Raw genomic sequence first — 23,170 nt, 5'->3', positions numbered from 1 at the left:
TACGCAATAAGTTTTCCGTTGCGTAAGGCTTTTTCGTTATTAAGCGGAAGGGAGAAGCAACTTCCCGCCCCGCCCGTATTTACGAATCATTTCATTAATTTCATCGACAGGAATAGGTCTGCTGAAATAAAACCCTTGCAGCTCGGAGCAGCCAAATCCCTTCAAAATATCCCATTGCTCTTTCGTTTCGACACCTTCGCCGATCGTTTGCAAACCCAGCATCTCCGCTAGATGGATAATTGTTTGGACGATTCCGGAGCTTTTCGGGTTCTTTCCTAATCCATTGATGAACTGACGATCGATCTTAATTTGCTGGATTGGAAAGTGCTGCAAGTAGATGAATGCAGAATACCCTTTTCCGAAATCATCGATTGAAATAAAGTAGCCCATTTCTTTCAATAAATGAATTCGCTTTGCAACAGCTTCCGTATCTTCCATTGCGACGTTTTCGGTAATTTCGAGCACAAGGCTTTTCGGTTTAATATTCGCTTCGGTGATGCATTTTTCCAGAAAGAACGGAAGGTTATGATGCAAGAAATGCCTCGGTGACAAATTCACCGATACGGTGACATTGTTCAAGCCTTGCTCATTCCACTCACGGATTTGATTGGCCGCTTGCTGGATGACCCATTCTCCAATCGGCGTAATCAGACCGGTCGACTCGGCGAGCTCGATGAAGTCCCCCGGAAAGATGAGACCCCGCTCTGGATGCTGCCACCGAATGAGTGCCTCAAACCCGATTACTTCTCCTGTTCGGCAATTTACTTGAGGCTGATAATGAAGTTGAAATTCATTCATATCAAGCCCTCTTCGCAAGTTCATTTCGGAAAGCATCGTCTCTTTCAAATACGTATGCATTTCGGGATTATATACGATACCACTTTTCCGGTTCGTTGCCACTTTCCCCGATTGCAAAGCCATGTAAGCCGCCTGAATTCCATATTTCACATTCGAGGCGTGTTCAGGATAGACGGAAGCCCCATAGCTGAATGTCATATACACTTCCTGACCAGATACGTGCATCGGTTGCTTTAATTTATTGACAATGAGCTCCATTTTCGCTTTTTCATTTTCCAGTTCGCCGTCGAACGGTGAAAAAATGACGAAATGATCAAATGCCAATCTAGCTGTTTGCGAAGGGTACGGGAACAATTTCTTCAACCGGTTCGCTGTGATTTGGATCATCAGGTCCGCTCCGTCAGGTCCGAGAACCCCTTGCATTTCCGTAAATTGATCCATAACTAAATAGTAGAAGATCCCACGCTGCCCTTCTTTGAAACTAGCAATTTGCTTTGTTACCTTTTCGGCGAATGAATATTCATTGTCTAGGCCGGTCAATTGATCGGTATACGCAAGTTGTTGAACGTGCTCCTCCACTTCAATCCGTTCCAGTCGGTCGAAAATGTAAGAAAGCATGTCTGCAATCGACGCTACAAGTACTCTATCAAGATATGACCACTTCCTCAGTTCGGTCGAATCGCAGCAGACAACACCGCCAATTCCCTTACCTAAGATGATTGAAGCATCTATAAGTGATTTCACTTCTCCCTCGTCGTAGAATGGATGTTGCCTCAATTCCTTCGTTACCGGATCCGTAGAAGCGTCCTCAATCGCTAAAATCCGCTCTTGTTGGACAGCTTCAAAATAGGATGGCAGCTCTTTCGCAAAAATCTTTACGCCGGATGAATAGGCGGAATCTTTTTTATGGAAACTATTTTGCATTGTCAACGTTGTATGACTTTCATTAAATAACCAAATACTCACTCGATCGCACGACATTATTTTTGATATGCGCATGCATAATTCTTCTAATACAGGGGCAATTGTATGTCGTGAAAGGTCCGACTGTTTCGCCTGTGTAAATATAAATTCCTGTTTTTTTTGGAGTTCCTCCAATATCATGTTTAGTTCATCTTTTGAACGATTCATCGGACGGATACTACCCCTTTCTGACTAAAACTATCTCTACCCCTTACTATCGACATAATTTTATAATTATAGAGGTATACCAACATATACTATTATATTACTAGTTTCATATAAAACACAATTCCTCTCGCTTTCCTCCTCTTGTTTTACTACTAGATTGCAAGTAAAATAGAACCAAAGAAATTTGTCGATGAGGGGGAAATAGGAGTGAAAAAGAAAGTTTTTTCAGTGATGGCCACATTTGCTCTTGCGACATGTATCGCAACTGGAAGTGCGGAAGCCGCCACTGAGCAATACACTGTGAAAACAGGTGATTCACTTTGGAAGATCGCTTCCCTACATAAGTTAACTGTAGACGAATTAAAGAAAATGAACAATTTAACATCAGATTCTATAATAGTTTCTCAAAAATTGATTGTCAAAAAACCGGCAAACGTTGAACAGAAGACAACTGCCAATGCCAACAGTACAAACCAGTTGAATACGAGCAAACCTGTCGAAAAACTGACATCTTCAACGAGCTTTTTCAAATCATTCGAAACGAAGGACAAGCCTACCTTGTTGCCTTTATCGAAAACAGCAAAAGAGATTCAATTGGCAACTATCGACGTTGCCCTTCCACTTCTGGATACACCATATGCATGGGCGGGCGTAACGCCTGAAGGATTCGACTGCAGCGGATTCATCTATTATGTGTTTACGAATGCCGGCCTCCAGTTACCGAGGCTAGACACCTTTAGCATGTTCACGAATTCACATCCTGTCGACGAGCCGGTTCCCGGTGACCTCGTCTTCTTCGAAAATACGTACAGGAGCGGCATTTCGCATGCAGGCATTTATTTAGGTGGCGGTCAATTCATCCATGCCGGGACACAGAAAGTGGAAATCTCATCAATCGACTCCGTTTACTGGAAGGATAAATTCGTCGGCTTTACCCGCTTCAATCAACTCCAAACAGTTCAATAACATAAACCAAGACCAAGAGATATGTGATTTTTATTCTCTTGGTCTTTTTATATCTAAAAGTACAATCGGGTCATAAGATAAGAATAAGTTGATTTGCATTTCCTTCAAAAAAGGCTTCCTTATTTGGTCATAATGGATTAGTATAGTCATGTGTCTTGACATCTATCTTGATCACAAAGAAAAGGAGAATAGTAATGAAAAAGAAACGTATGTGGACGTTGCAGTTTTCAACCGCTGCGATTGTGTTGATTCCTGCGGCGGTCGGCATCAACTTTTTGGGGAAATTGTTTGCAAGCGTCTTGAAATTGCCTCTATGGGTGGACGCGATCGGAACTGTGTTGGCGAGTATGCTTGCGGGGCCGATTGTTGGTGCGATTGTCGGTATCGTCAATAATATCGTCTACGGCTTTACGACAGATCCCGTTTCGTTCGTGTACGCAATAACCCAAGCCGCCATTGGGATAGCTGCCGGAATCATGGCTTACAAAGGCTGGATTTCGAATGTCGGCAAAGCGATTGTCCTCGGACTTGTCGTCGGATTCATTGCTGCTATCGTATCGACGCCTCTCAACATTATCTTTTGGGAAGGTACTACATCAAATGTATGGGGTGATGCATTATTTGCAATTATGCTTGCAAAAGATATGCCGCTCTGGCTCGCATCGTTTGCAGACAGCATCGTCGTCGATGTGCCTGATAAAGTCGTCACTGTCCTACTTAGCTTTTTGATTTTCAAAGGATTGCCGAAGAACGTGAAACTTATGTATGACAACTCAGGAGAGATTGAAAGGTTGTAAGCATTGCCAGGAAGGATGATTCGGATGAACAACATGACATTGTACGTTCAAAGGGATTCTCCGGTCCATCGTGTAGATCCTTTGACAAAGCTATTATTCGTCTTCATTTCCATCGCATCGACCTATCTTGTTTCGGATCATCTGGTCGTTTTAGGGATTCTCCTTTTTACATTCGCTATCTTGCTCACCGGTAAAGTGTTCAAGTCCATTTTGCCGGTGATCGGGGTCAGCTTTTTGTTGATTGCATCGATCATTATCGTGCAAGGATTTTTTCATCCCGATCGGACAACCGTGCTGTTCGAAGTCGGCCCTTTTTCGATTTACAAAGAAGGGTTTTCCATTGCATTTCTCATCACGCTTCGTGTCGTCAATATGGTATCCGCTTTCGGAGTACTCATTTTGACGACAAAGCCAGATGATCTTGTGGAAGCACTGTTGCAAAAAGGGTTGTCGCCGAGATTCGGCTATGTGTTGCTGTCAGTGCTGCAAATCATCCCACAAATGGTCGCGTTGACCGGCAAAATAACGGATGCACAACGGGCTCGCGGCATGGAGACGGAAGGCGGGTTGTGGATGCGATTCAAATCCTTCCTTCCCCTTCTCGGTCCCGTCGTCCTCAATTCACTGACAGAAACACGCGAGCGATCGATTGCACTTGAAATACGCGGTTTCAACAGAAAAGGGAAACGAACATTTTTAAATGAGACGGAAGACTACCGGTATGGCATTCCACTACGGATTGCATTGGTCGCCTTCTTTATCACTGTCATCGTTTGGAGGGTCATTTCATGAGTGTATTGCGTTTGGAGAATCTGAAATATAAATATCCAGCCAGTTCCCGATTTGCACTCAATGACATTTCTTTCACCGTCGAAAAGGGTGAATTCGTCGGGATTGTCGGGATGAACACTGCTGGAAAAACGACGTTATGCTATGCGTTGAGCGGACTAGTTCCCCATTTTTTCAAAGGGGCTTATGGCGGCGATGTATACATTGGTGACATGGATGTCCTAACGCATGAAATTAGCGAAATTACGGCAAACGTAGGGCTCGTCTTTGAGAATCCATTCTCGCAAATGACTGGCGCTAAATTCACGGTCTATGATGAAATTGCGTTTGGCCTTGAGAATCAAGGGATCCCACGTGATGTGATGCACGAACGGATTCGGGAAAGCATGAGACTGCTCGATATCGAAGAGTTGCAAGAGAAAAATCCATTTTCCCTATCAGGTGGACAAATGCAACGGGTCGCTATTGCAAGCGTCATCGCCATGAAACCTGACGTCCTCATACTCGATGAACCGACTTCTCAGCTTGACCCCGAAGGCACTGAGGAAGTGTTCCACGTCATTGAAAAGTTGGCGCAGGAAGGTATGACGATCATTATGGCCGAGCAAAAAATGGAGAAGCTTGCGGAATATGCAGATCGGATCCTCTTAATGCATAACGGAAAACTGATTGAGGACGGAACGCCGGAAGAAATCTTTTCGAGGGATGATTTGAATGATTTCGGCGTGGAACCACCCGTTTATGCAAAAATCGCCCGGACTCTCGGCATGCGAGATGATGCTACAGGGCTTTACCCGATTTCGCTAACGCAAATGCCTGCGAATCTTGACATTCAATTTGCACCAGAAGTTGAATCAAGATTGAAAGAGAAGGACACTGCTGAACTTATCGTGCGGAATCTTCACTTCGGCTATGAGAAAGGACAGGACGTCATCAATGGGCTGAATGTCTCTTTGCAAGGCGAGCCCATTGCAATCATCGGGCAGAATGGTGCAGGAAAAACGACATTCGTAAAATTATTGAAGGCTTTATTGAAACCGGATGCCGGCGAGATTGAACTAGACGGAACCCTGATTTCCAAAACAACGGCTGCTGCATTGGCAAGTCGCATCGGACTCATTTTTCAAAACCCGAACGACCAGATCTTTAAAAATACAGTGATTGATGAAGTCATGTTCGGACCTTTGAATATCGGCCAGTCTAAGGAAGAAGCACTGGCAAACGCCAACAAGATGTTAACACTTGTCGGGCTTCTTGAAAAAGCGGATGAAAATCCGTATGACTTGAGCCTTGCGGAACGAAAAATGGTTGCCATGGCGTCCATTCTTGCGATGAATACCGATGTTGTCATTTTCGACGAACCGACGATTGGACAGGATTCGCGCGGAAAGGCAAAGGTGAAGGAGATCATCGATTTGCTTTATGAACAAGGCAAGCTTGTCATCTGTATTTTGCATGACATGGATTTTGTTGCAGAAACGTTCGGTCGAACAATCATTTTCAGCAACGGTAAAATGCTTTTCGATGGACTGACACGCACTGCATTTGCACAAGAGGAAGCTTTGCGGATTGCCCGGGTCGAACAGCCACATATTACAAAGCTCGTCCGCAGTTTAGGATATGAGCAGATCGTGTTGAAAGAGAGCGAGTTTCTTGCGAGGAGTACTGCAGGAAATTAAAGGGAGACCTTGCCATCACTGCGTTTGTCGCCTATAATAATGATAGGAAATGTTTTTACAAAAACAGTGGAAGAAGTGTGACCAACTTGTTCAAAGATCAGCGATTTGTTGATTATAATGCGGCAGGATTTCGAAAAGATTTACTTTCAGGGATTACTGTCGGCATCGTAGCCATTCCACTCGGGATGGCTTTTGCAATTGCCTCAGGTGTTAAACCGGAATATGGCTTGTATACGACCATCATTGCCGGTTTTCTCGTTGCCCTCTTCGGCGGTTCCCGTTTTCAAATTGCCGGACCGACGGGTGCTTTCATCCCGATTCTCCTTGCTATCGTTCTTCAATATGGTTATGAGGATCTTTTAATAGCTGGTTTTCTAGCTGGTATTTTTCTAGTCATTATGAGTTTTGCAGGGATCAGCAATCTCATTCATTACGTCCCCCGCTCTGTTACGATCGGTTTTACTTCGGGAATTGCCATCATCATCTTTACCGGTCAATTTGGGAATTTCCTTGGTCTCACAGGTATGGAAAGCAAAGAATTTTTCCATGAAAATATGATTGAGGTAGCAAGACATCTTCATACGGTGAATATCTATAGCGTCCTTACAGCGGTGATCGGAGTCGCGTTGATTTTCATTTTGCCGAAAGTGGCGCCTCGGCTTCCTTTGCTCCTTTTCGCACTTATCATTCCAACGATTATATCCGTGCTGCTCTACCCCGGAAAAGTGGAAACGATTGGTACGGCCTTCGGTGGAATTCCTCAAACTTTACCGGGCTTTCAATTTCCGACGATTACACTGTCCAAACTCGTAAACCTTTGGCAGCCCGCTTTGATTATTGCTGCACTTGGAGCGATTGAGTCGCTTTTGTCGGCAGTCGTAGCGGATGGTATGAAAGAAGGTCCGAAGCATGATTCGAAGCGCGAATTGTTCGGGCAAGGTATTGCGAACATCGTCTCTCCTCTATTCGGGGGTATCCCAGCAACAGGTGCGATTGCGCGTACAGCGACGAATATTCGGTCAGGGGCGGTCAGCCCTGTTTCCGGTATGGTGCAAAGCGTATTCGTTTTACTTTTTATTTTGGTGTTTGCGCCGTTCGCTTCCTATATTCCGTTGGCCGCCATGGCGCCTATTTTAATGTTCGTTGCATGGAATATGAGTGCCCGCAAGGCATTTCTTCATATTTTATCGGTCAGGGGCAGTGATTCGATCGTACTTGTAACGACATTCCTTTTGACGATCTTCATCAATTTGACTGTCGCGGTTCAAGTAGGAATTCTGTTAGCCGCCATTTCATTCTTGCGTAAGATGAGTGGCAAACTCTATATTGCTGAAAGCAAACTTTCCGACGTTGAAATTCATAAATTCGGTGAAGATGTAACGAAATTCATCGTTGAAGGGCCGTTATTTTTCGGAACTGCAAAACCGTTCGAGGATAAAATGCCTGATATGCTTTCAAAAGGCACATCGAAAATCATCCTCGATTTTGAGCACCTCTCAATGATTGACGCGACAGGTGAAGCCGCCCTTTCCGCATTAGTGGATCGAGCAACAAAAAAGAATGTAAGAATCATTGTAAAGAAATTGCCGAAACAGAAGCTTACGTTGTTTAAAAAGAGCGGACTGTACGACCGGATCGGGGAAGAGAATTTCTTCATGTAATTGCTTATGCAGGACTTACGGAAAACTAATAAACAAAAATCACTCCATTTCCCGACAAACCGTCTGGGATATGGAGTGATTTCTTTTATTCCATAAATGAAGCTTTTGCCAATGTCGCCGCGAGTACTCTTGCACCTAAATCGAGGGCGTCCCGATTGAATGTCATGTCCGGATGGTGAAGTCCAGGGCCTAAATCCGCACCGACGCCAATCATTGTCGCTTTCAAGTCAGGGCGGTGAATCGTATAGAAATGAAAGTCATCGCTGCCGGATGTAATAATGGCAGGAGCAAATGCCCCTTCCCCAGCAGCTTCGATAATCGCATCCTTCGCAATGGAAGCAGCTTCTTCAGATACTTCTGCTGCAGGCGTATAGTCCGACCAGTTCAATTCGATATCGACACCGTACAGTTGGGCAATCGAATGGATTCCTCCATCTATTCGCCCTTGCAATTCGTTCAGCACTGCGTTCGACTGTGCTCGCACGTCAATTGCAAAAACGGCGTTCCCCGGGATGATGTTCAAGCTGTCTCCACCTGCTTGGACTTTCGTCAATTTTGCGGAATATGCTTCATACGGCGAAAAATGAATCGTTTTCAAAAACTGTGCAATCGCGAATATCGGATCAAGTGCATTTTTGCCTTGCTGCGGCCTCGCGCCATGAGCATCGATCCCTTTCACTTTCCCTTCAAGGAAAATGGCTGCCCCATGATGAATCGCGGGTGAAATCTTGCCAAACGGAATTTCTTCCTGCGGACGGAGATGGACGCCGAATAAGTGCGAAACGTCGTCAACGGCTCCCCTTTCGATCATCGACTTTGCTCCATTCCCTTTTTCCTCTGCAGGCTGAAAAATGAACCGAATGCGGCTTCCGATTTGTTGTTCCAGTAAATAGGAAAGCGCGCCGAGCACCATTGACATATTGGCGTCATGCCCGCATGAATGGTTCGCCCGGAAAACGCCGTCCACTTCTTGCCAAAGCGCATCGATGTCAGCACGGACTGCAATGATCTGATCCCCTTCTCCGATTTCAGCAACTACCCCTGTTACGTCATCGAAAGTATGATGCTTCACCTTCATGTCGGTTAGGATTTCTGCTATTTTCTTAGTCGTTTCGACTTCTTTCCAGCTGACCTCAGGGTTTGCGTGGAAATGCGCAAACCATTCCCCTATTTGTTTTTCTATCGCCATTGACATTCTCTCCTATTCGCTAACTAGTTTCTTCTTTCATTCAGAATATCGCAATTTGGCAATGAATAATAGATGGAGTTTATACTGTATCGCGGTTTATGCGTCGATTTTGGGATTTATGCGTATACGTAGTGATTTATGCGCGAATTCCGGGATTTATGCGTACGTATCGGAAGTTATGCGTTTTTAGAGGTGTTTATGCGCAGGTTTTCAAATTTATGCGTTTTTGATAAAAGAAAATCCCGCATGCAGTCGAGCTGCGGCGGGATTTATGAAAGATTATTATAGCTTCCATTTCAGTCTTGCGTAGATCATGAGCATGATGAAGTTGAAAGCTGAGCCGATGACGGTTCCATATGCAATTGCTGGCGCACCAATTGAATCAATGAACAGATAAATGATGGCGATATTAATTCCGAGAACGCTAACAAGACTAAAGATTACCGGCAATATTGAATTGCCTTTAGCATAATAAAAACGTGTTACATACGTTGTCCCCGCGAGGAAGAACATTGACAATGCGAACGCCTTGAAAATTGGAACCGTAATTAACACCGATGCCTCGCCGAATTCCCCCCGTTCGAAAACGAGACGGACGAGCGGATCTGCGAAAAAATAAGCGACTGCAGTTGCTGGCGCAATTAAGGCTGCCAACAGAAGCAATCCTTTTTTGTACAATTTCTTGATCGTTTCGTGATCCCCTTCACCTTCCTTCTTGCTCAGCATTGGATAGATGACGGTCGTAACAGCGGTCATCATGATCGCTTGAGGGAAGTTGCTCAGTTTAGAGGCGTAGTTAATTGCTGAAATTGCCCCTTCACTTAAACCTGTGGCGGCGGCCCTATGAATGAGAGCATAGAATTGCATCGATGCGCCGCCTAAAAGAATTGGCAACGCAATAATCCAAACTCGTTTTACATCTTCCGACTTGCCGAAAGCAGGCTTTAATGAATACAGCCTGCTACGCTTAATTCCGGCAAATAAGAAAATGCCCATGAGTACTGCACTCAACAATGCTCCGATTCCGTATGCCATTGTACCGTACCATTTGACAAGAGGAGCAGAAATGATGACAAACGCTGCATTGTAAACGAGAATAGCAATGCTTGATAGCTTGAACTTATCATTCAAATTCAACAATCCACTTAGCCAAGTTGAGAGCACAAGAATTATTGTCGATGGCATCATCCATAAAAACAACGGATACGTTAATTCAAACTGGTCTGGGTTTAATAGTATTTGAAAAATTGGTTTTGCAAAGATGAGAACAAGTGCTGTAATAATCGTTGCCGCCATTAACACCGAAGTCAACATTTTTCTAACGAATACCGCTTTGTCGGTTTTGGAAGAATGATAAACAGAAATGAAAGCTGTCGTTAGTCCACCGCCAACAACTAGATAAATAAAATTCGGTATCGTATAAGCGGTTGCGATGGCGTCTGCCGCTACAGACGTCCCGAATTGTTTTCCAATAACTACTTCCCGAAGGAACCCGAAAAGACGGGCAACGATATTAATGATGGCGACTGCGCCGATGATTTTCATCATTCTACTCATTTTACACTCTTTCCTTTCGACACAGCGTCATAGATGGCCATCAATCGTTCGGCAATGACATGATACGTATGTTTTGCGACGGTTTCTTCTGCGATTGTCTTTCTCGTGTCAGACGGCTCTTCCAACGCCTGTTGCAAGCCTGCAGCAAGCGAATCCGGATTTCTCGGTTCAACGAGGATACCTGCTTCATTGCCAAGAAGGAACGAAAGCCCCCCGACATCACTTCCGACAACCGTTGTTCCGACTGCCATCGCTTCCAGTGCGACGAGCCCGAATCCTTCATGGTGGGAAGGAAGTACGAAAACGTCCGCAGCCGCAATCCATTTTGCGATTCGTTGTTGGGACAGCGGTTCTTGATGGGTGATCTTATGATTATCCGACTGTAGCCGTGTTTTAAATCTTTCCATAAAATTTTCATCTTTGCTAGAGCCGATGAAGTGAAGAGATGCATTCGGATGAGCTTTCTGAACGGTCTCAAACGCATCGACCAAATCAAGAACGCCTTTTGCTTCAATCATATTGCCGACATATAATAGAAGTTTTTCATTCGAAGGGATGTCCAATTGTTGACGAGCTTCCTCTTTCGGCATCGGTTTAAAGATATCCGTGTTGACGCCCATGCTCATCACATGGACATGTTCTTCCTTCACACCGAACTTCGTGATGACGTCCTGTTTCAATCGCTCTCCAACGACGATGACGGTATCTGCGCCTTGCAGTACTTTCCGTGTATAGTTCGCAATACGAGCACTTTTCGCAGCCATTTTGTCGATATCCCCGCCGTGGACGGTGACGACATATGGGATTCCAAACAGTCTCTTCCCTATCAAGGATAGAACTCCTGTCGGAAATGCATAATGAGCATGCGTGAGTGATATATGATTTTTATTTTTTAATAAAAAACCGATTGACTTGAGAAACCAAGCTACATATTTTTTTAATGTGGCGACTTTTCCTTTTCCTGGCTCATCGATTGCAATGAGATCCACTTCAATTCCTTTTGAGCGTAATAGCTCGACTTGGTTCTTGACAAAAATACCGAAAGTCGGATGTTTTTCCGAAGGATACATATTGCTGAAAACAGCGATTCTGCGCATTAAGTTCTCATCCCATCTACAAGTAATTCTTATATTGAACGATTATACCATATAGATGGTTGCACCTCAGCCTGTTGACAAACACTCGCATCCGTTGTTGCTCGTGTCGCTCGTCCGCTCATGAACTTAAGTTCTATTCGCGTCTTCGCTCCACTTCGCGCGGGCTCGCAGGATGCGAGTCATGCAACCGTTGCCACAGGACGTGGCGCTTTTAGGTTGCCTTCCTTGACAAGCGTTTTCAATCAGGCTGAGGATATCTCTATTTATATTTTTTTCCAAAAGTAGAGTGTAAGCAAAGTCAAAAAACGACTTTTACTAGAATCAGAGATGGTTCTAACTATTTTGTAATATGACTGTCATAATACATATTCTCTATTGTAATAAATTAAGGTGAATTACCTAATAAAATGGAGAAAATTGACGAATTATAGGTTTTTATTCAACACAAAAAACGTTTATCACAAAAATTCACTCTTTAGGAAACGTTGATATGATTGGGTTTTCGACATGCGTCGAACGATGTAATGTTATTGTAATGTAACTGTAACCGAAATGAATGTTTAGCTATGGTAGGATGTTCTCAGATAAAGCACAGTGCAAGTAAACGTGCGAAAGGGGAATTTGGGGACCATATGAAGAGAATGTTTTTGCTGTTTTTCGCATGCCTTTTATTGTCAACAACCGTACCAAACATGGCTTCGGCGAATTCACCTACTTCGCTCGTCAATACAGCGCGAGCCTATATAGGAACGCCTTATGCCTATGGAGGCACAACCACTTCCGGATTCGACTGCTCAGGATATACGCAATACGTCTTTAAAAAGCAAGGAATTACAATTCCAAGATCGACTGGTGAACAGTTTGCTATGGGAACAGCTGTTAAGAAAAGCGATCTTACAACAGGAGACCTCGTCTTCTTCAACACTTTCGGGAACAGAGTTTCACATGTAGGAATCTATATCGGCTCCAACAGATTCATCCATGCTTCAACATCAAAAGGCGTGATGATTTCTTCCATCAACGATCCCGCATATTGGGGGAAACGTTATTTGGGCGCTCGTCGCGTAGCGGATTTCACACCGGATAAAGCTGTTGCTTTCGAAGAACCAACGGCAACCGAGAAAGCTCCAGTCTATGTATCTCGTGCAAAAATTGCAGAGACTCTCGTAAAAGAGCTTGGACTTGAAACTGAAACTACCGACATTTCATTCACCGACGTAGCTGCGGATCACCCGCAATACGATGCGATTGCAAAAGTGGCAAGCGCCGGACTCTTTACAGGAAATGACGGTAAATTCAATCCCAATGATTCATTGACTCGTGCACAAATGGCGAAAGTGGTAGTGGAAGCATTCGGACTTCAAGGTTCCGCAAACACTTCCTATAGTGATGTACCTGCCGATCATTGGGCTAATGAATATATCAATATACTAGCCTATAACAATATTGCTAGCGGATATGAAGATGGATCATTCGGTCTGAACGATAAATTGACTGAAAAGCAATTCCAGAAGATTCTTGATCGCCTTCATTGATAGCCTTAGTAAGTCGGGTGTTCCGTTAAATTGGACACCCGTTTTTTTTCGACAGGATTCTATTAAAATAGTAAACTTTCTATGGATTTACGACATGAACACTGGTAAACTTAATCTACATCTTATTTAGGAGGACACCATGAAAACGATTAAATGGGCAGCTGTTGCTTTACTGTTTTTCGCTCTTGTTTCCATCGTCCCTGGTCAATCTTCGGCGCAGTTCAAATTCTCGGACATTTCACCTAGTAAGGAATACTATGATCAAGTACATTACATAGCGGAACTCGGAATTGTCAATAAAGCCGACAAGTTCAATCCCGGCAACAATTTGACACGAGCACACGCAGCAAAAATGCTTGTCATCGCTTCCGGAAAAAAGGACATGCCTACGCCAAACATTCACTTCAAAGACTTAAAGCCCGGCACAGAGCAATATGAATTTGCGAGCCGCGCTGTAGACCTCGGTTATTTCAAGAAAAAAGCCGATGGAAGCTTTGGTCCGAATGAAAAATTGAAACGGGATGAAATGGGTTATGCCCTCTCCGTCGCCTTCAATCTTTCTGAAAACGTGACAGTCGATCGTCCCCTTATGCTCACTGACATGAAAGACCATCCTTACGTAAAAGAAATAAATGGATTGTATTACGGTGGTGTTACTCGAGGTGATGCGGGCAAATTCCTACCGAATGATTACTTGACCCGTTCACAATTTGCATTATTCGTTGCACGTGCATTGAATGACGACTTTAAGCTAACTGTCAAATTGCCAGAGCAGACGTCTAGAACGTATTTTGCGAAAGTAGCAACGGGCGGTGACAACTTGAACGTTAGAAGCCACCCAGCAGTGACAGGTGATGTTGTCAACCGATTGAAAGATGGCGAGATCGTAGAAGTCATCGGCCAAACTGGTGATTGGCTGAACGTCATCATTGACGGTAATTATGGGTATATCCACGGCCAGTACACAGTCGAAGTCGGTACTACGACACCATCCGATGATGTCGCGACTGAGGAGCCGGACGAGCCTGAAGTGACTGAACCGGAAAGTGATGAACCTGAAGTTACAGAACCTGAAATTACAGAGCCTGAAGAAGAGTGGGACACGCCTACCGAAACGACTGGCCTCGTCGGGAAAGTGACTGCCAAAGTGTTGAACGTCCGCAAATCCCCTAGCACGTCAGCTGCTATTACCGCGAAGTTATCAGCGGGACAGAAAGTTGATGTCATTTCATTGGACGGCAATTGGGCTCAAATCCGCTTACAAAGTGGTCCTGGCTATGTCCATAAAAACTACTTGAAGCTACTCAACCAAACTGGTAATCCGTTGAAAGATAGAGTCATCATCATTGATGCCGGCCACGGCGGAAAAGATCCGGGTGCTTCCAAAAATAAATTAAGTGAAAAGAACGTTGTATTGCAAGTTTCAAAGCTCGTAGAAAGCAAGTTGAAAAAAGCCGGTGCAAAAGTATTGCTGACGCGTTCTAATGATACGTACTTAACATTAGAACAACGAACTGATTTCGCTAAGAAGCATTATGCAGAAGCTTTCGTTTCAATTCATGTGAATGCAGCAGGCTCCTCTGCAGCAAAAGGTGCGGAAGTATTCTATGATTCTTCCACGAATCCGAATGCTTCAGAGAGTAGGCAACTGGCAAGCAAGATTCAAGCAAATCTTGTGAAAAACGCTAATATGTACGATCGTGGAGTTAAGGACCAACGTTTTTATGTCATTCGAAATAACGACGTTGCAGCAGTCCTTGTCGAACTTGGTTTCATCACGAATCCTGATGATTTCAAAAAACTATCTAGCGATCAATATGCAGAAATTTATGCAGAAGCAATCTACCAAGGGCTTGTACAATATTACGCAATACAATAGTAAAATATGCCGGAAAGAAGTGATTTTTACTTCTTTCCGGCTTTTTCTTTTGACCTATAAATTTACTAAAAATTAATTTGTTCTTTATTAGTGGCAATGGTAAACTATCATTGACTGTAATTTCATCTTTATTCCATCTTTGAAACTCTACTGGAATATTGATGAATGAAAAACCATAAAAGGAAGGTGCATTATGTCAAAGAAGTATGTAAAAGGCGCGGCTGCATCCATGTTGCTGTTCAGTATGGCAGGAATCACTCCTACTGCCGTTTCCGCAGAAGAAGCGTCAAAAGATTTCTCAATGACAGTGTTCCACACGAATGATACTCATGCGCAGTTGGACAACATCCCTTACTTCTCTGCATTATTGAAAGCGAAGCGGGCGGAAGTACCGCACAACGTATTGTTGCATGCAGGAGATGTGTTCTCGGGATCCCTCTACTTCAATGAATTTATCGGACAAGCAGACCTTGAATTCTTGAATTATTTTGGGTATGACGCAATGACATTCGGAAATCATGAATTTGACCTTGGAGGATCGGATGTCGGCCATAAAGGACTCGCTGACTTCATCAAAAAAGCGGAGTTCCCATTCGTTTCAGCCAACGTTGATTTCACGGAAGACAGCACCTTTGAAGGGCTTCAATCCCGTGAAGTGACTGCCGAGCCTGAAAACGGCAAAATCTTCAACGGAATCGTAAAAGAAGTGGACGGGGAAAAAATCGGTATTTTCGGTTTGACGACTGAAGAAACTGTCAATCTCTCAAGTCCTGGCGAAATTAAATTCACGAACTACATTACTGAAGCGAAGGCTGCAGTGGCAGCTTTTGAAGAGATGGGCATCAATAAGATTATCGCGTTGACACATATCGGTTTTGATGACAACTCCGCTGTCGATAACGATCAAGAATTGGCTAAGAATGTGCCTGGAATCGATATTATTGTCGGTGGACATACACACTCAACATTAAAGGATCCATATGTACATGAAGGAGAATCAGGCCCTGTCGTCATTGTACAAGCTAATGAACATCATAAATTCCTTGGACAATTGGATATTACATTCGATGAGAATGGAGTCATCAAGGAATATAATGGCGTACTTCATGAAGTCGACACGAAAGAAGGAGCAAAAGACGCTGAGGCTGAAGAGCTGCTGAAGCCGTATGCTGAAAAAGTGGAAGCTACAAAAGTTTCTCCTACTGGCGGAGTTGCAGAAGTATTCCTGAACGGCTTGCGAAACTTGGGCGGTGTCCGAACATCTGAAACGAATCTAGGCAATATCATTACAGATGGAATGCTTGAAAAAGCGAAAGAAGTAGATCCGGAAGTTGCTATCGCGTTCCAAAACGGTGGCGGTATCCGTGCATCTATCGATAAAGGTGAAATCACTTACGGTGAGGTCATCACTGTCCTCCCATTCGGCAACAGCCTTGCAATCATGGAATTGACCGGTGCGGAACTCCGTGAAACATTCGAGCATTCCGTTAAGGAGTACCCGAAAGAGAGCGGCGGTTTCCTTCATGTCGCTGGCATGCAAGTCATTTTTGACGGTACAGCAGAGCCAGGTAAACGGATCGTTTCATTGAAGATCAACGGTAAAGAAGTTGAAAATGACAAAATGTACAAGGCTGCCACGAACGTTTTCACCGCTAGAGGTGGAGACGGTTTTACAGCTCTTGGCAAAGCATATGAAGAAGGTCGTGTAATCGAACCTGGTTTCAGTGACTGGGAAAACCTTGCGAACCATGTCAAATCGTTAGGCAACGTTACAACTGGCCTTGAAGGACGCATAATCGCTACAGTTCCTTATAAGGACTTAAAACTCGGACAATGGGCATATCCATATATTTCAGACCTGCATTACCGAGACATTTTGACGAAAGAAACTACGTTCAAGCCAAATAAGCATATCACTCGTGCTGAAATGGTTTCATGGATCGTCAAAGCGAACGGATTGAAAGCGGAAGGTGAAGCGCCATTCTCGGATCTCAACGGACTTTCAGATGACTTGAAAGCTGATATTGCAGCTGCATACGAAAATGGCATCGTGAAAGGTGATAACGGCAAATTCAAGCCTAACGATAAAGTGACACGTGCACAATTCGCTTCGATCCTTGAGCGTGCATTTGAAAACTACACAGGCGAAAAATACACAGCTGCTGCAAAAGCGCCTTATTCCGACCTCGGCAACTACGCCGATGAAACGGTAAATGCGATTTCCATGTTGCATGAGCTTGGAATTGCTTCCGGCTATGAAGGGAAGTTCATGCCAGAACAATTCACAACTCGTCAACAAGCGGCAAAAATCGTTTCCAATTATATTTATAATACGAAACAAGTGAAGAAAGCAGAATAATAATATGTCCTCTGCACAACTCTCGTGCAGAGGACATTTTTTCATTCAGGCGGAAGGCCGACATGGTTCGTCACCCATGCCTCATCAAACATCGTCTTTTCACTCACATCCTGTAGTGGCACGACAACGAATCTCTTCTTGTCATCCCGGATGACAGTAGTCGGAAAGAATGTGGACTTCTTCACTTCCATATATCGTTTTCCCGCTGCGTCAATCGTCGAAATTTGCACTTTCGCAATGCCCCCAATGTTAGTGGAGTCGAATTGCTGAGCAGAGTAAAAGTTACCGAGCGAATAAAACACTTCTGTATTGCCGATTTTTGTATAAGGTTGGAGGACGTGTGGATGATGACCAAAAATGATATCGACACCTTGCTCCGCAAGCCATGCCGCCAGTTCCTCTTGTCGAGAAGATGGGTACAACGAATATTCGTCACCCCAATGGATAGAGACGACTGTCAAATCAACTTCCTCTTCCAATTCCCTAATTTCTGCCTCCATCCTGTCTTTATCAATTAATGAAACTAAGTAACTCTTCCCTTTCGGAACAGCAAGTCCATTCAGGCTATATGTGTAGGCTAAAACGCCGATACGAACGCCTTTCACATTGAAGATCCGCTTTGCCTCTCGGTCTTCCGGCGACTCATATGCACCTACGTATTGCATTCCATACTCCTTCATATGGCCAATGGCTTTTAAAAGGCCGCTATCTTTTCGATCGAGCGTATGGTTGTTCGTGATTGATAGTAAATCTACGCCATTTGTTTGTAAATCTCGGATAATATGCTTCGGACTATTGAACAGCGGGTAACCGGACAAACCTAGCTCCACTCCCCCCGGCAACGATTCCTGGTTAGCAATCATGAAGTCAGTACCGATCAAATGCTCTTTCACGGCAGTGAACGATTTATCATAGTTATCGTACGTGTAGAGCGGATAATGTAACAGGATATCCCCTATCATTCCGATTGTGATGTCCGATGACTTTTCATTCAATTTCATCTTAGGTGGATTGCACTCTATGATGCCAAAATTAGTAGGATGGACGATCATTTCTTCTTTTTTGATGCAGCCCGTCAATAAAAAACAGCAGGCAATGGTAAATAAAGCAAAACGTTTCAACCAACTATCCCCAGTCAAAAGTAATGGTATCTTTTCACTATACACCACTCTTGTAAATTTTGGAAGATAGAAAAACCTATGCTTCTCAAGAACGAAACATAGGTCACAGTTTTATTGTTCCCATTTATGATCTGTTGGCTTTTCTCTGCATTCGGTAGAATTCCGGAATTGTGCCATTTGCTTTTCCGCCTCTTGTTCGGGCTCTAAGTCAGGGAATTGCTTAGCGCTCGGCATACCCGTAAACGCCTCTCCCTTCTCTTCGTTGGGATTGGTTTGAAAACGGTTGTCCTTCATGATGAACAGCTCCTCCACTTTCATGTTGTACCTTATCAATACCCATAATCCGCTCTTTTAACCTGAGATGACAACGGGAGGGATTAAAATGCAGGGGTTATGATCACTTGCAAGGATTTATGAGCACTTGCAGGGATTTATGAGCACTTGCAAGGATTTATGAGCACTTGCAGGGATTTATGATCACTTGCAAGGATTTATGAGCACTTGCAGGGATTTATGATATCACTTACAAGGGTTTGTGAGCACTTGCAGGGATTTATGATCACTTGCAAGGATTTATGAGCACTTGCAAGGATTTATGATCACTTACAGGGATTTATGATCACTTGCAAGGATTTATGAGCACTTGTCAAGGTTTGAGCGTGTATGCATGTAAAAAGAAGCAGGGAATTCTCCCTGCTCCTGCATACACTCTACTTATTTCAATTGAATTGAGAAGTTGGCAAAGCCGTCTTTTGTTGGTGCGATGAATTTGATTCCGCTATCGGCTGGAATGAAATCTTGAGCTTTTGCCGATGTTTCGAAGACGATGTTTACATCGGCTTCAATCGGAACGAACTTCCAGTTGTCATCTGCCGATGGATCAATCGTTTCTTGCGCAATCATATAATCCATGATCGCTTCACGGTTTTCATAAGCATACTCGATCTTATCGGATGCATTGATGACACCCGGGAAGCTACCGCTCGCACGATAATTGTTCGTTACGACGATGAATTTCTGCTCAGGATTGATATCCTTACCGTCGTACTTCAAATTGACGATACGGTTGGCGTCTGCATTGATTGTTTTTCCTGCGTAATCATACTTCGCCGGTTGTGTCACATCAATTTCATACGTCACACCGTCAATAACGTCAAAGTTGTACGTGCGGAATTCACCATTGACCAAATTCTGCTGTTCTGTTGAAGCCGGGTCGATCTGATTGAATTGGCCTGCAGACATTTCAAGCCATTCTTTCACGTCCGCGCCTGTCATGACGAGCGCATTCACCGTATTATCAAACACATAAAGGTCTGCGACGTTTTTAATCGCGATTTCGCCTGCAGGAATATCCGTATAGTAGCTCGCCCCGTTGCGTCCACCCGCTTTAAATGGCGCACCTGCGGAAAGTATCGGCAAGCTTTCATACTCTGTTCCTTTCAACTGCTCTTCAACATACCATTTTTGTGCATTGGTGACGATTTGAATCGAAGGATCATCCTTCACCAGTGAAAAATAGCTAGTAATCGCAGCTGTCGTTTTTCCGACAGGGCTACGGACATACTCGACCGTGCCTTCATGAGCTTCCTTCACAGCTTCGATTACTTTTTCTGAAGCTGCATCCGATTCGGAATCAATTGCACGGACTTCGCCTTTCCCGCTGACGACTTTCCAGCTATCGCCGTCTTTTTCAAGAATAAGGTCCATGACGCCTAAATGGCTGCCGAATTTACCTGGCATAACGACAGGCGTCCCATTGACAGTTCCGTTTTCGCTGTCGACATTTTCGAGGTCCGCAAAATCACCAGGGAATACGGAGTGATTATGCCCCGTTAGAATCGCGTCGACTCCATCGATTTGGGAAATTTGATAAACAACATCATCTTCCCCTTTCGTATGGGTTTCATCTCCCATTCCGGAGTGGGATAGGACGATAATAATATCCGTGCCTGCCTCTTTCATTTCAGGTACGAATTTCTCCACAGTGTCCGCAGCATCTTCCGCAGTCACTTTCCCTTCCAGATGAGAACGGTCCCAGCGCATAATTCCAGGAGCGACAACACCGATCACACCAACCTTAAGTTCGTGTACTGCTCCGTTTCCATCGACAACCGCCTTGTCCAAGATGACATAAGGGGTATAACGGTTTTCACCCGTTTCAGCATCATAGACGTTGGCGTTCAACACCGGGAATGGCTCTTCTGCCAATACTAGATCCAAATAGTCAAGTCCATAGTTGAACTCGTGGTTCCCTAACGTGCCGCCATCATAATCCAATGCTTGCAAAACGGCCAATGCCGGGTGAAGTTCACCCTCTTTCAATGGATCAACGGACACTTTATACGCGCCTAGCGGTGTCCCTTGTATCAAATCCCCATTGTCGAATAAAAGGGTATTCGGATTTTCAGCACGTGCTGCTTCAATCAGAAGAGCTGTTTTTGCCAATCCGAATTCATTCGTCGGCTTGTCCTGATAATAATCATAGTTTACAAAGTTTGTATGCAAATCGCTCGTGCCGAGAATGCGTAAAGCGACTGCGTCCTTATTCGTTTCTTCCACTTCTGGTACAGCGTTATACACTGCAAGCATTCTTTCGATGATTTTCTTCACTTGGCCTTTCGTTACAATTTGTTGCGGCTTCGCAGTACCGTCCTCATACCCTCTGAAAAGGTCCAAACCGATGCTTTTCGCTAGTTCTTCGGGTTCATCCGTTTTGAAGTCAGCTTTATCTTTAAAGCGGTCCAGTAAACCAACAGGATACGTTTCTTCTGTCTTCACTGCACGGGTTGCAATCAAAAACGCTTGCTCACGCGTCAACTTCTCGTCCGGTTTGAATTCGTTCGTAGTAGCGCCTTTAATCAGTCCGTGTTGTTGGGCCGCTTCAATGATAGGAGCTAATGCTTCATCAACATCCGTAAATTCTGTCGTGCTTCCATCTCCCAATTCGAGTTGAAGTGCTTCGACGACGGCTGTAATGAATTCCCCTCGCGTCACATCTTGAGCTCCTGCCGCTTGTACGACAGACGTTGAAAAACCGCTGAATGCAAGCGCCAAAATAGCGATCCACATTCCTGCTTTTCGAATGAAAGACATTGTTCCATCTCCCCTACTTATTTATTATTTTAAGTGCTTCATGCACGTAAAACCTGTTCAATCGGTTCATCCAAAAAAGCCGTCCAGTAATCGATTGATTACCGGACAGCTTGTTGTCATTGCTTTGTCTTATTTGCGATTTCCATCGCCCGGTTCGTTCCTTCCGCTGCTTTATCAAGGACTTCCTGCGGATCTTTTCCTTGGTATAGTTCTTCCAAAGCTGTTACGATCTGCTGTCTCGATTCAGGGAATACGGAAATGAGCGCACCTTGTGTCGCAAGTCCAGGAATCGTGTCTTGAAGCTGATCCACTGTAACCTTGAACTGAGGGAATTCAGCCCATTTATCTTTGACGCTTTGCTCTTCATACGCTTTTGGGTTGATCGCGAAATAACCTGTGTCAAGATGCCATTTCGCTTGGACTTCTGGCGTCGTCATATATTTCATGAATTCCCAAGCAGCTTCCTGCTCTTCTTCCGCTATCCCTTTCGACATCCATAAGGAAGCTCCTCCGATGACAACACCGTTCCTCTGAACTTCATCCGCGTGCGGAATATACGCTACGCCAACTTCGAAAGGAGCGTTTTTAATCGCACCTGCAACACCTGCGGACGAGTCCATGTACATCGCAACTTTGCCTGTTGCGAATGCGGAGCGGATATCATCCCAGTTCGTTCCGAAGTTTCCGAACGTGCCGGCCTTGTTCATCGTATCGAGGAAGCGGAATACATTCAGCCCTTCTGGACCATTGAATAAAGCCTCGGTCGCGTCCCCTGATCTTCCATTGTCTTCATTCACATACAAGCCGCCTTGTGTCGCAACTAGCTGCTCGAAGAACCAGCCGTACGTCAGCATGGAAAACCCGTACATTTCATCCGTTTTTAGCTTGGCAGCCGCGTCAATGACTTCGGAGAACGTTTCTGGCGCTTTTTCTGGATCCAATCCAGCCGCCTCGAACGCGTCCTTATTGTAAATCATAACTGGCGTCGAGGAGTTGAATGGCATCGAATAAAGCTTGCCGTCTACACGGTAGTAGTTCAAAATGTTTTCCTCAAGCTGGGAAAGGTCATAATTATCTTCGTCGATGAACTTCTGCATCGGCTCGATATACCCACTGTCAATCATATATTTTGTACCGACTTCAAACACTTGTGTAATCGCCGGTGCATCCTTTGTTCCGCCAACACCACGGAGCTTCGTCAATGATTCCTCATAGGATCCTTGGAATTCCGCCTTCACTTCGTATTTGTCTTGGGATTCATTGAATCCTTTTACGATGGCATCGATCGATTCCTGTCCCGTACCAGACATCGCATGCCAAAATTCGATTGTTACTTTTTCGCCCGTAGAGGCGCTTTCTTCTTTCGACCCTTCCGTTTCGGAAGATGAATTATTCGGCGTTGCTGATTCATTCGTTTCCTTTTTGCTGTCGCTGTTCGTACAAGCCGTCAAAATGGCAACGGCAAGAATCAGCATCCAAAACAAAGATGAAGTGACTATTTTTTTCAAGTTCCAGCACC

General features: G+C 44.4%; 16 protein-coding genes. 8 read left to right on the top strand and 8 right to left on the bottom strand.

Annotated features, from left to right (window positions below):
* Positions 1-39: 39 nt before the first annotated feature.
* On the bottom strand, positions 40-1,929 hold the full coding sequence (locus MHZ92_RS09195; RefSeq protein ID WP_239431387.1) for a sensor domain-containing phosphodiesterase: 1,890 nt from the start codon (positions 1,927-1,929) through the stop codon (positions 40-42).
* Between the two features lie 207 nt (positions 1,930-2,136).
* Between MHZ92_RS09195 and MHZ92_RS09190 the strand changes: the two genes are divergently transcribed.
* From MHZ92_RS09190 to MHZ92_RS09170, 5 genes are all read left to right on the top strand, one after another.
* Positions 2,137-2,895, top strand: a complete 759-nt coding sequence (locus MHZ92_RS09190) for a C40 family peptidase (RefSeq protein WP_239431386.1) — start codon at positions 2,137-2,139, stop codon at positions 2,893-2,895.
* A gap of 194 nt (positions 2,896-3,089) precedes the next feature.
* The gene (locus MHZ92_RS09185; RefSeq protein ID WP_239431385.1) at positions 3,090-3,692 is read left to right on the top strand and encodes an ECF transporter S component; all 603 of its coding nucleotides are present in this window, start codon (positions 3,090-3,092) and stop codon (positions 3,690-3,692) included.
* Positions 3,693-3,716: 24 nt separating this feature from the next.
* On the top strand, positions 3,717-4,484 hold the full coding sequence (locus tag MHZ92_RS09180; RefSeq protein ID WP_239431384.1) for an energy-coupling factor transporter transmembrane component T family protein: 768 nt from the start codon (positions 3,717-3,719) through the stop codon (positions 4,482-4,484).
* The gene (locus tag MHZ92_RS09175) at positions 4,481-6,160 is read left to right on the top strand and encodes an ABC transporter ATP-binding protein (protein WP_239431383.1); all 1,680 of its coding nucleotides are present in this window, start codon (positions 4,481-4,483) and stop codon (positions 6,158-6,160) included. Before MHZ92_RS09180 ends, MHZ92_RS09175 begins: the two co-directional genes overlap by 4 nt.
* Before the next feature lie 77 nt (positions 6,161-6,237).
* The gene (locus MHZ92_RS09170) at positions 6,238-7,821 is read left to right on the top strand and encodes a SulP family inorganic anion transporter (RefSeq protein ID WP_239431382.1); all 1,584 of its coding nucleotides are present in this window, start codon (positions 6,238-6,240) and stop codon (positions 7,819-7,821) included.
* An 85-nt stretch (positions 7,822-7,906) separates the two neighbouring features.
* Here MHZ92_RS09170 and MHZ92_RS09165 read toward each other — a convergent pair whose 3' ends face one another.
* The 3 genes from MHZ92_RS09165 to MHZ92_RS09155 form a co-directional block, all read right to left on the bottom strand.
* Positions 7,907-9,010, bottom strand: coding sequence for an amidohydrolase (locus MHZ92_RS09165; RefSeq protein WP_239431381.1), 1,104 nt, complete (start codon positions 9,008-9,010; stop codon positions 7,907-7,909).
* A 282-nt stretch (positions 9,011-9,292) separates the two neighbouring features.
* Positions 9,293-10,567 carry a murein biosynthesis integral membrane protein MurJ gene (gene murJ, locus MHZ92_RS09160; RefSeq protein ID WP_239431380.1) on the bottom strand — a complete coding sequence of 425 codons (1,275 nt, stop codon included), beginning with the start codon at positions 10,565-10,567 and terminating at the stop codon, positions 9,293-9,295.
* Positions 10,564-11,664: a glycosyltransferase gene (locus MHZ92_RS09155; protein ID WP_239431379.1), complete on the bottom strand. Its 1,101-nt coding sequence runs from the start codon at positions 11,662-11,664 to the stop codon at positions 10,564-10,566. Before MHZ92_RS09155 ends, murJ begins: the two co-directional genes overlap by 4 nt.
* 632 nt (positions 11,665-12,296) lie before the next feature.
* Between MHZ92_RS09155 and MHZ92_RS09150 the strand changes: the two genes are divergently transcribed.
* From MHZ92_RS09150 to MHZ92_RS09140, 3 genes are all read left to right on the top strand, one after another.
* Positions 12,297-13,199 carry a C40 family peptidase gene (locus MHZ92_RS09150; protein ID WP_239431378.1) on the top strand — a complete coding sequence of 301 codons (903 nt, stop codon included), beginning with the start codon at positions 12,297-12,299 and terminating at the stop codon, positions 13,197-13,199.
* Between the two features lie 139 nt (positions 13,200-13,338).
* Positions 13,339-15,078 carry an N-acetylmuramoyl-L-alanine amidase gene (locus tag MHZ92_RS09145; RefSeq protein WP_239431377.1) on the top strand — a complete coding sequence of 580 codons (1,740 nt, stop codon included), beginning with the start codon at positions 13,339-13,341 and terminating at the stop codon, positions 15,076-15,078.
* 193 nt (positions 15,079-15,271) lie between these two features.
* On the top strand, positions 15,272-17,437 hold the full coding sequence (locus tag MHZ92_RS09140; protein WP_239431376.1) for a 5'-nucleotidase C-terminal domain-containing protein: 2,166 nt from the start codon (positions 15,272-15,274) through the stop codon (positions 17,435-17,437).
* A gap of 41 nt (positions 17,438-17,478) precedes the next feature.
* Here MHZ92_RS09140 and MHZ92_RS09135 read toward each other — a convergent pair whose 3' ends face one another.
* From MHZ92_RS09135 to MHZ92_RS09120, 4 genes are all read right to left on the bottom strand, one after another.
* The gene (locus MHZ92_RS09135; RefSeq protein ID WP_239431375.1) at positions 17,479-18,558 is read right to left on the bottom strand and encodes a CapA family protein; all 1,080 of its coding nucleotides are present in this window, start codon (positions 18,556-18,558) and stop codon (positions 17,479-17,481) included.
* Positions 18,559-18,669: 111 nt separating this feature from the next.
* A complete protein-coding gene (locus tag MHZ92_RS09130; RefSeq protein ID WP_239431374.1) occupies positions 18,670-18,876 on the bottom strand; it encodes a hypothetical protein in 207 nt (68 codons plus the stop codon).
* A 396-nt stretch (positions 18,877-19,272) separates the two neighbouring features.
* A complete protein-coding gene (locus MHZ92_RS09125; protein ID WP_239431373.1) occupies positions 19,273-21,651 on the bottom strand; it encodes a bifunctional 2',3'-cyclic-nucleotide 2'-phosphodiesterase/3'-nucleotidase in 2,379 nt (792 codons plus the stop codon).
* A gap of 116 nt (positions 21,652-21,767) precedes the next feature.
* Positions 21,768-23,159 carry an ABC transporter substrate-binding protein gene (locus MHZ92_RS09120; protein WP_239431372.1) on the bottom strand — a complete coding sequence of 464 codons (1,392 nt, stop codon included), beginning with the start codon at positions 23,157-23,159 and terminating at the stop codon, positions 21,768-21,770.
* Positions 23,160-23,170 lie beyond the last annotated feature (11 nt).

Origin of the sequence: Sporosarcina sp. ACRSL, assembly GCF_022346605.1 — a bacterium.
Lineage (GTDB): Bacteria > Bacillota > Bacilli > Bacillales_A > Planococcaceae > Sporosarcina.
This window is presented reverse-complemented; position numbering and strand designations above follow the sequence as displayed.

Coding starts and splice junctions, on each gene's coding strand:
- MHZ92_RS09195 (WP_239431387.1), bottom strand. CDS start 1,929: ATGAATCGTTCAAAAGATGAACTAAACATGATATTGGAGGAACTCCAA.
- MHZ92_RS09185 (WP_239431385.1), top strand. CDS start 3,090: ATGAAAAAGAAACGTATGTGGACGTTGCAGTTTTCAACCGCTGCGATT.
- MHZ92_RS09180 (WP_239431384.1), top strand. CDS start 3,717: ATGAACAACATGACATTGTACGTTCAAAGGGATTCTCCGGTCCATCGT.
- MHZ92_RS09175 (WP_239431383.1), top strand. CDS start 4,481: ATGAGTGTATTGCGTTTGGAGAATCTGAAATATAAATATCCAGCCAGT.
- MHZ92_RS09165 (WP_239431381.1), bottom strand. CDS start 9,010: ATGGCGATAGAAAAACAAATAGGGGAATGGTTTGCGCATTTCCACGCA.
- murJ (WP_239431380.1), bottom strand. CDS start 10,567: ATGAGTAGAATGATGAAAATCATCGGCGCAGTCGCCATCATTAATATC.
- MHZ92_RS09155 (WP_239431379.1), bottom strand. CDS start 11,664: ATGCGCAGAATCGCTGTTTTCAGCAATATGTATCCTTCGGAAAAACAT.
- MHZ92_RS09150 (WP_239431378.1), top strand. CDS start 12,297: ATGAAGAGAATGTTTTTGCTGTTTTTCGCATGCCTTTTATTGTCAACA.
- MHZ92_RS09145 (WP_239431377.1), top strand. CDS start 13,339: ATGAAAACGATTAAATGGGCAGCTGTTGCTTTACTGTTTTTCGCTCTT.
- MHZ92_RS09140 (WP_239431376.1), top strand. CDS start 15,272: ATGTCAAAGAAGTATGTAAAAGGCGCGGCTGCATCCATGTTGCTGTTC.
- MHZ92_RS09130 (WP_239431374.1), bottom strand. CDS start 18,876: ATGAAAGTGGAGGAGCTGTTCATCATGAAGGACAACCGTTTTCAAACC.
- MHZ92_RS09125 (WP_239431373.1), bottom strand. CDS start 21,651: ATGTCTTTCATTCGAAAAGCAGGAATGTGGATCGCTATTTTGGCGCTT.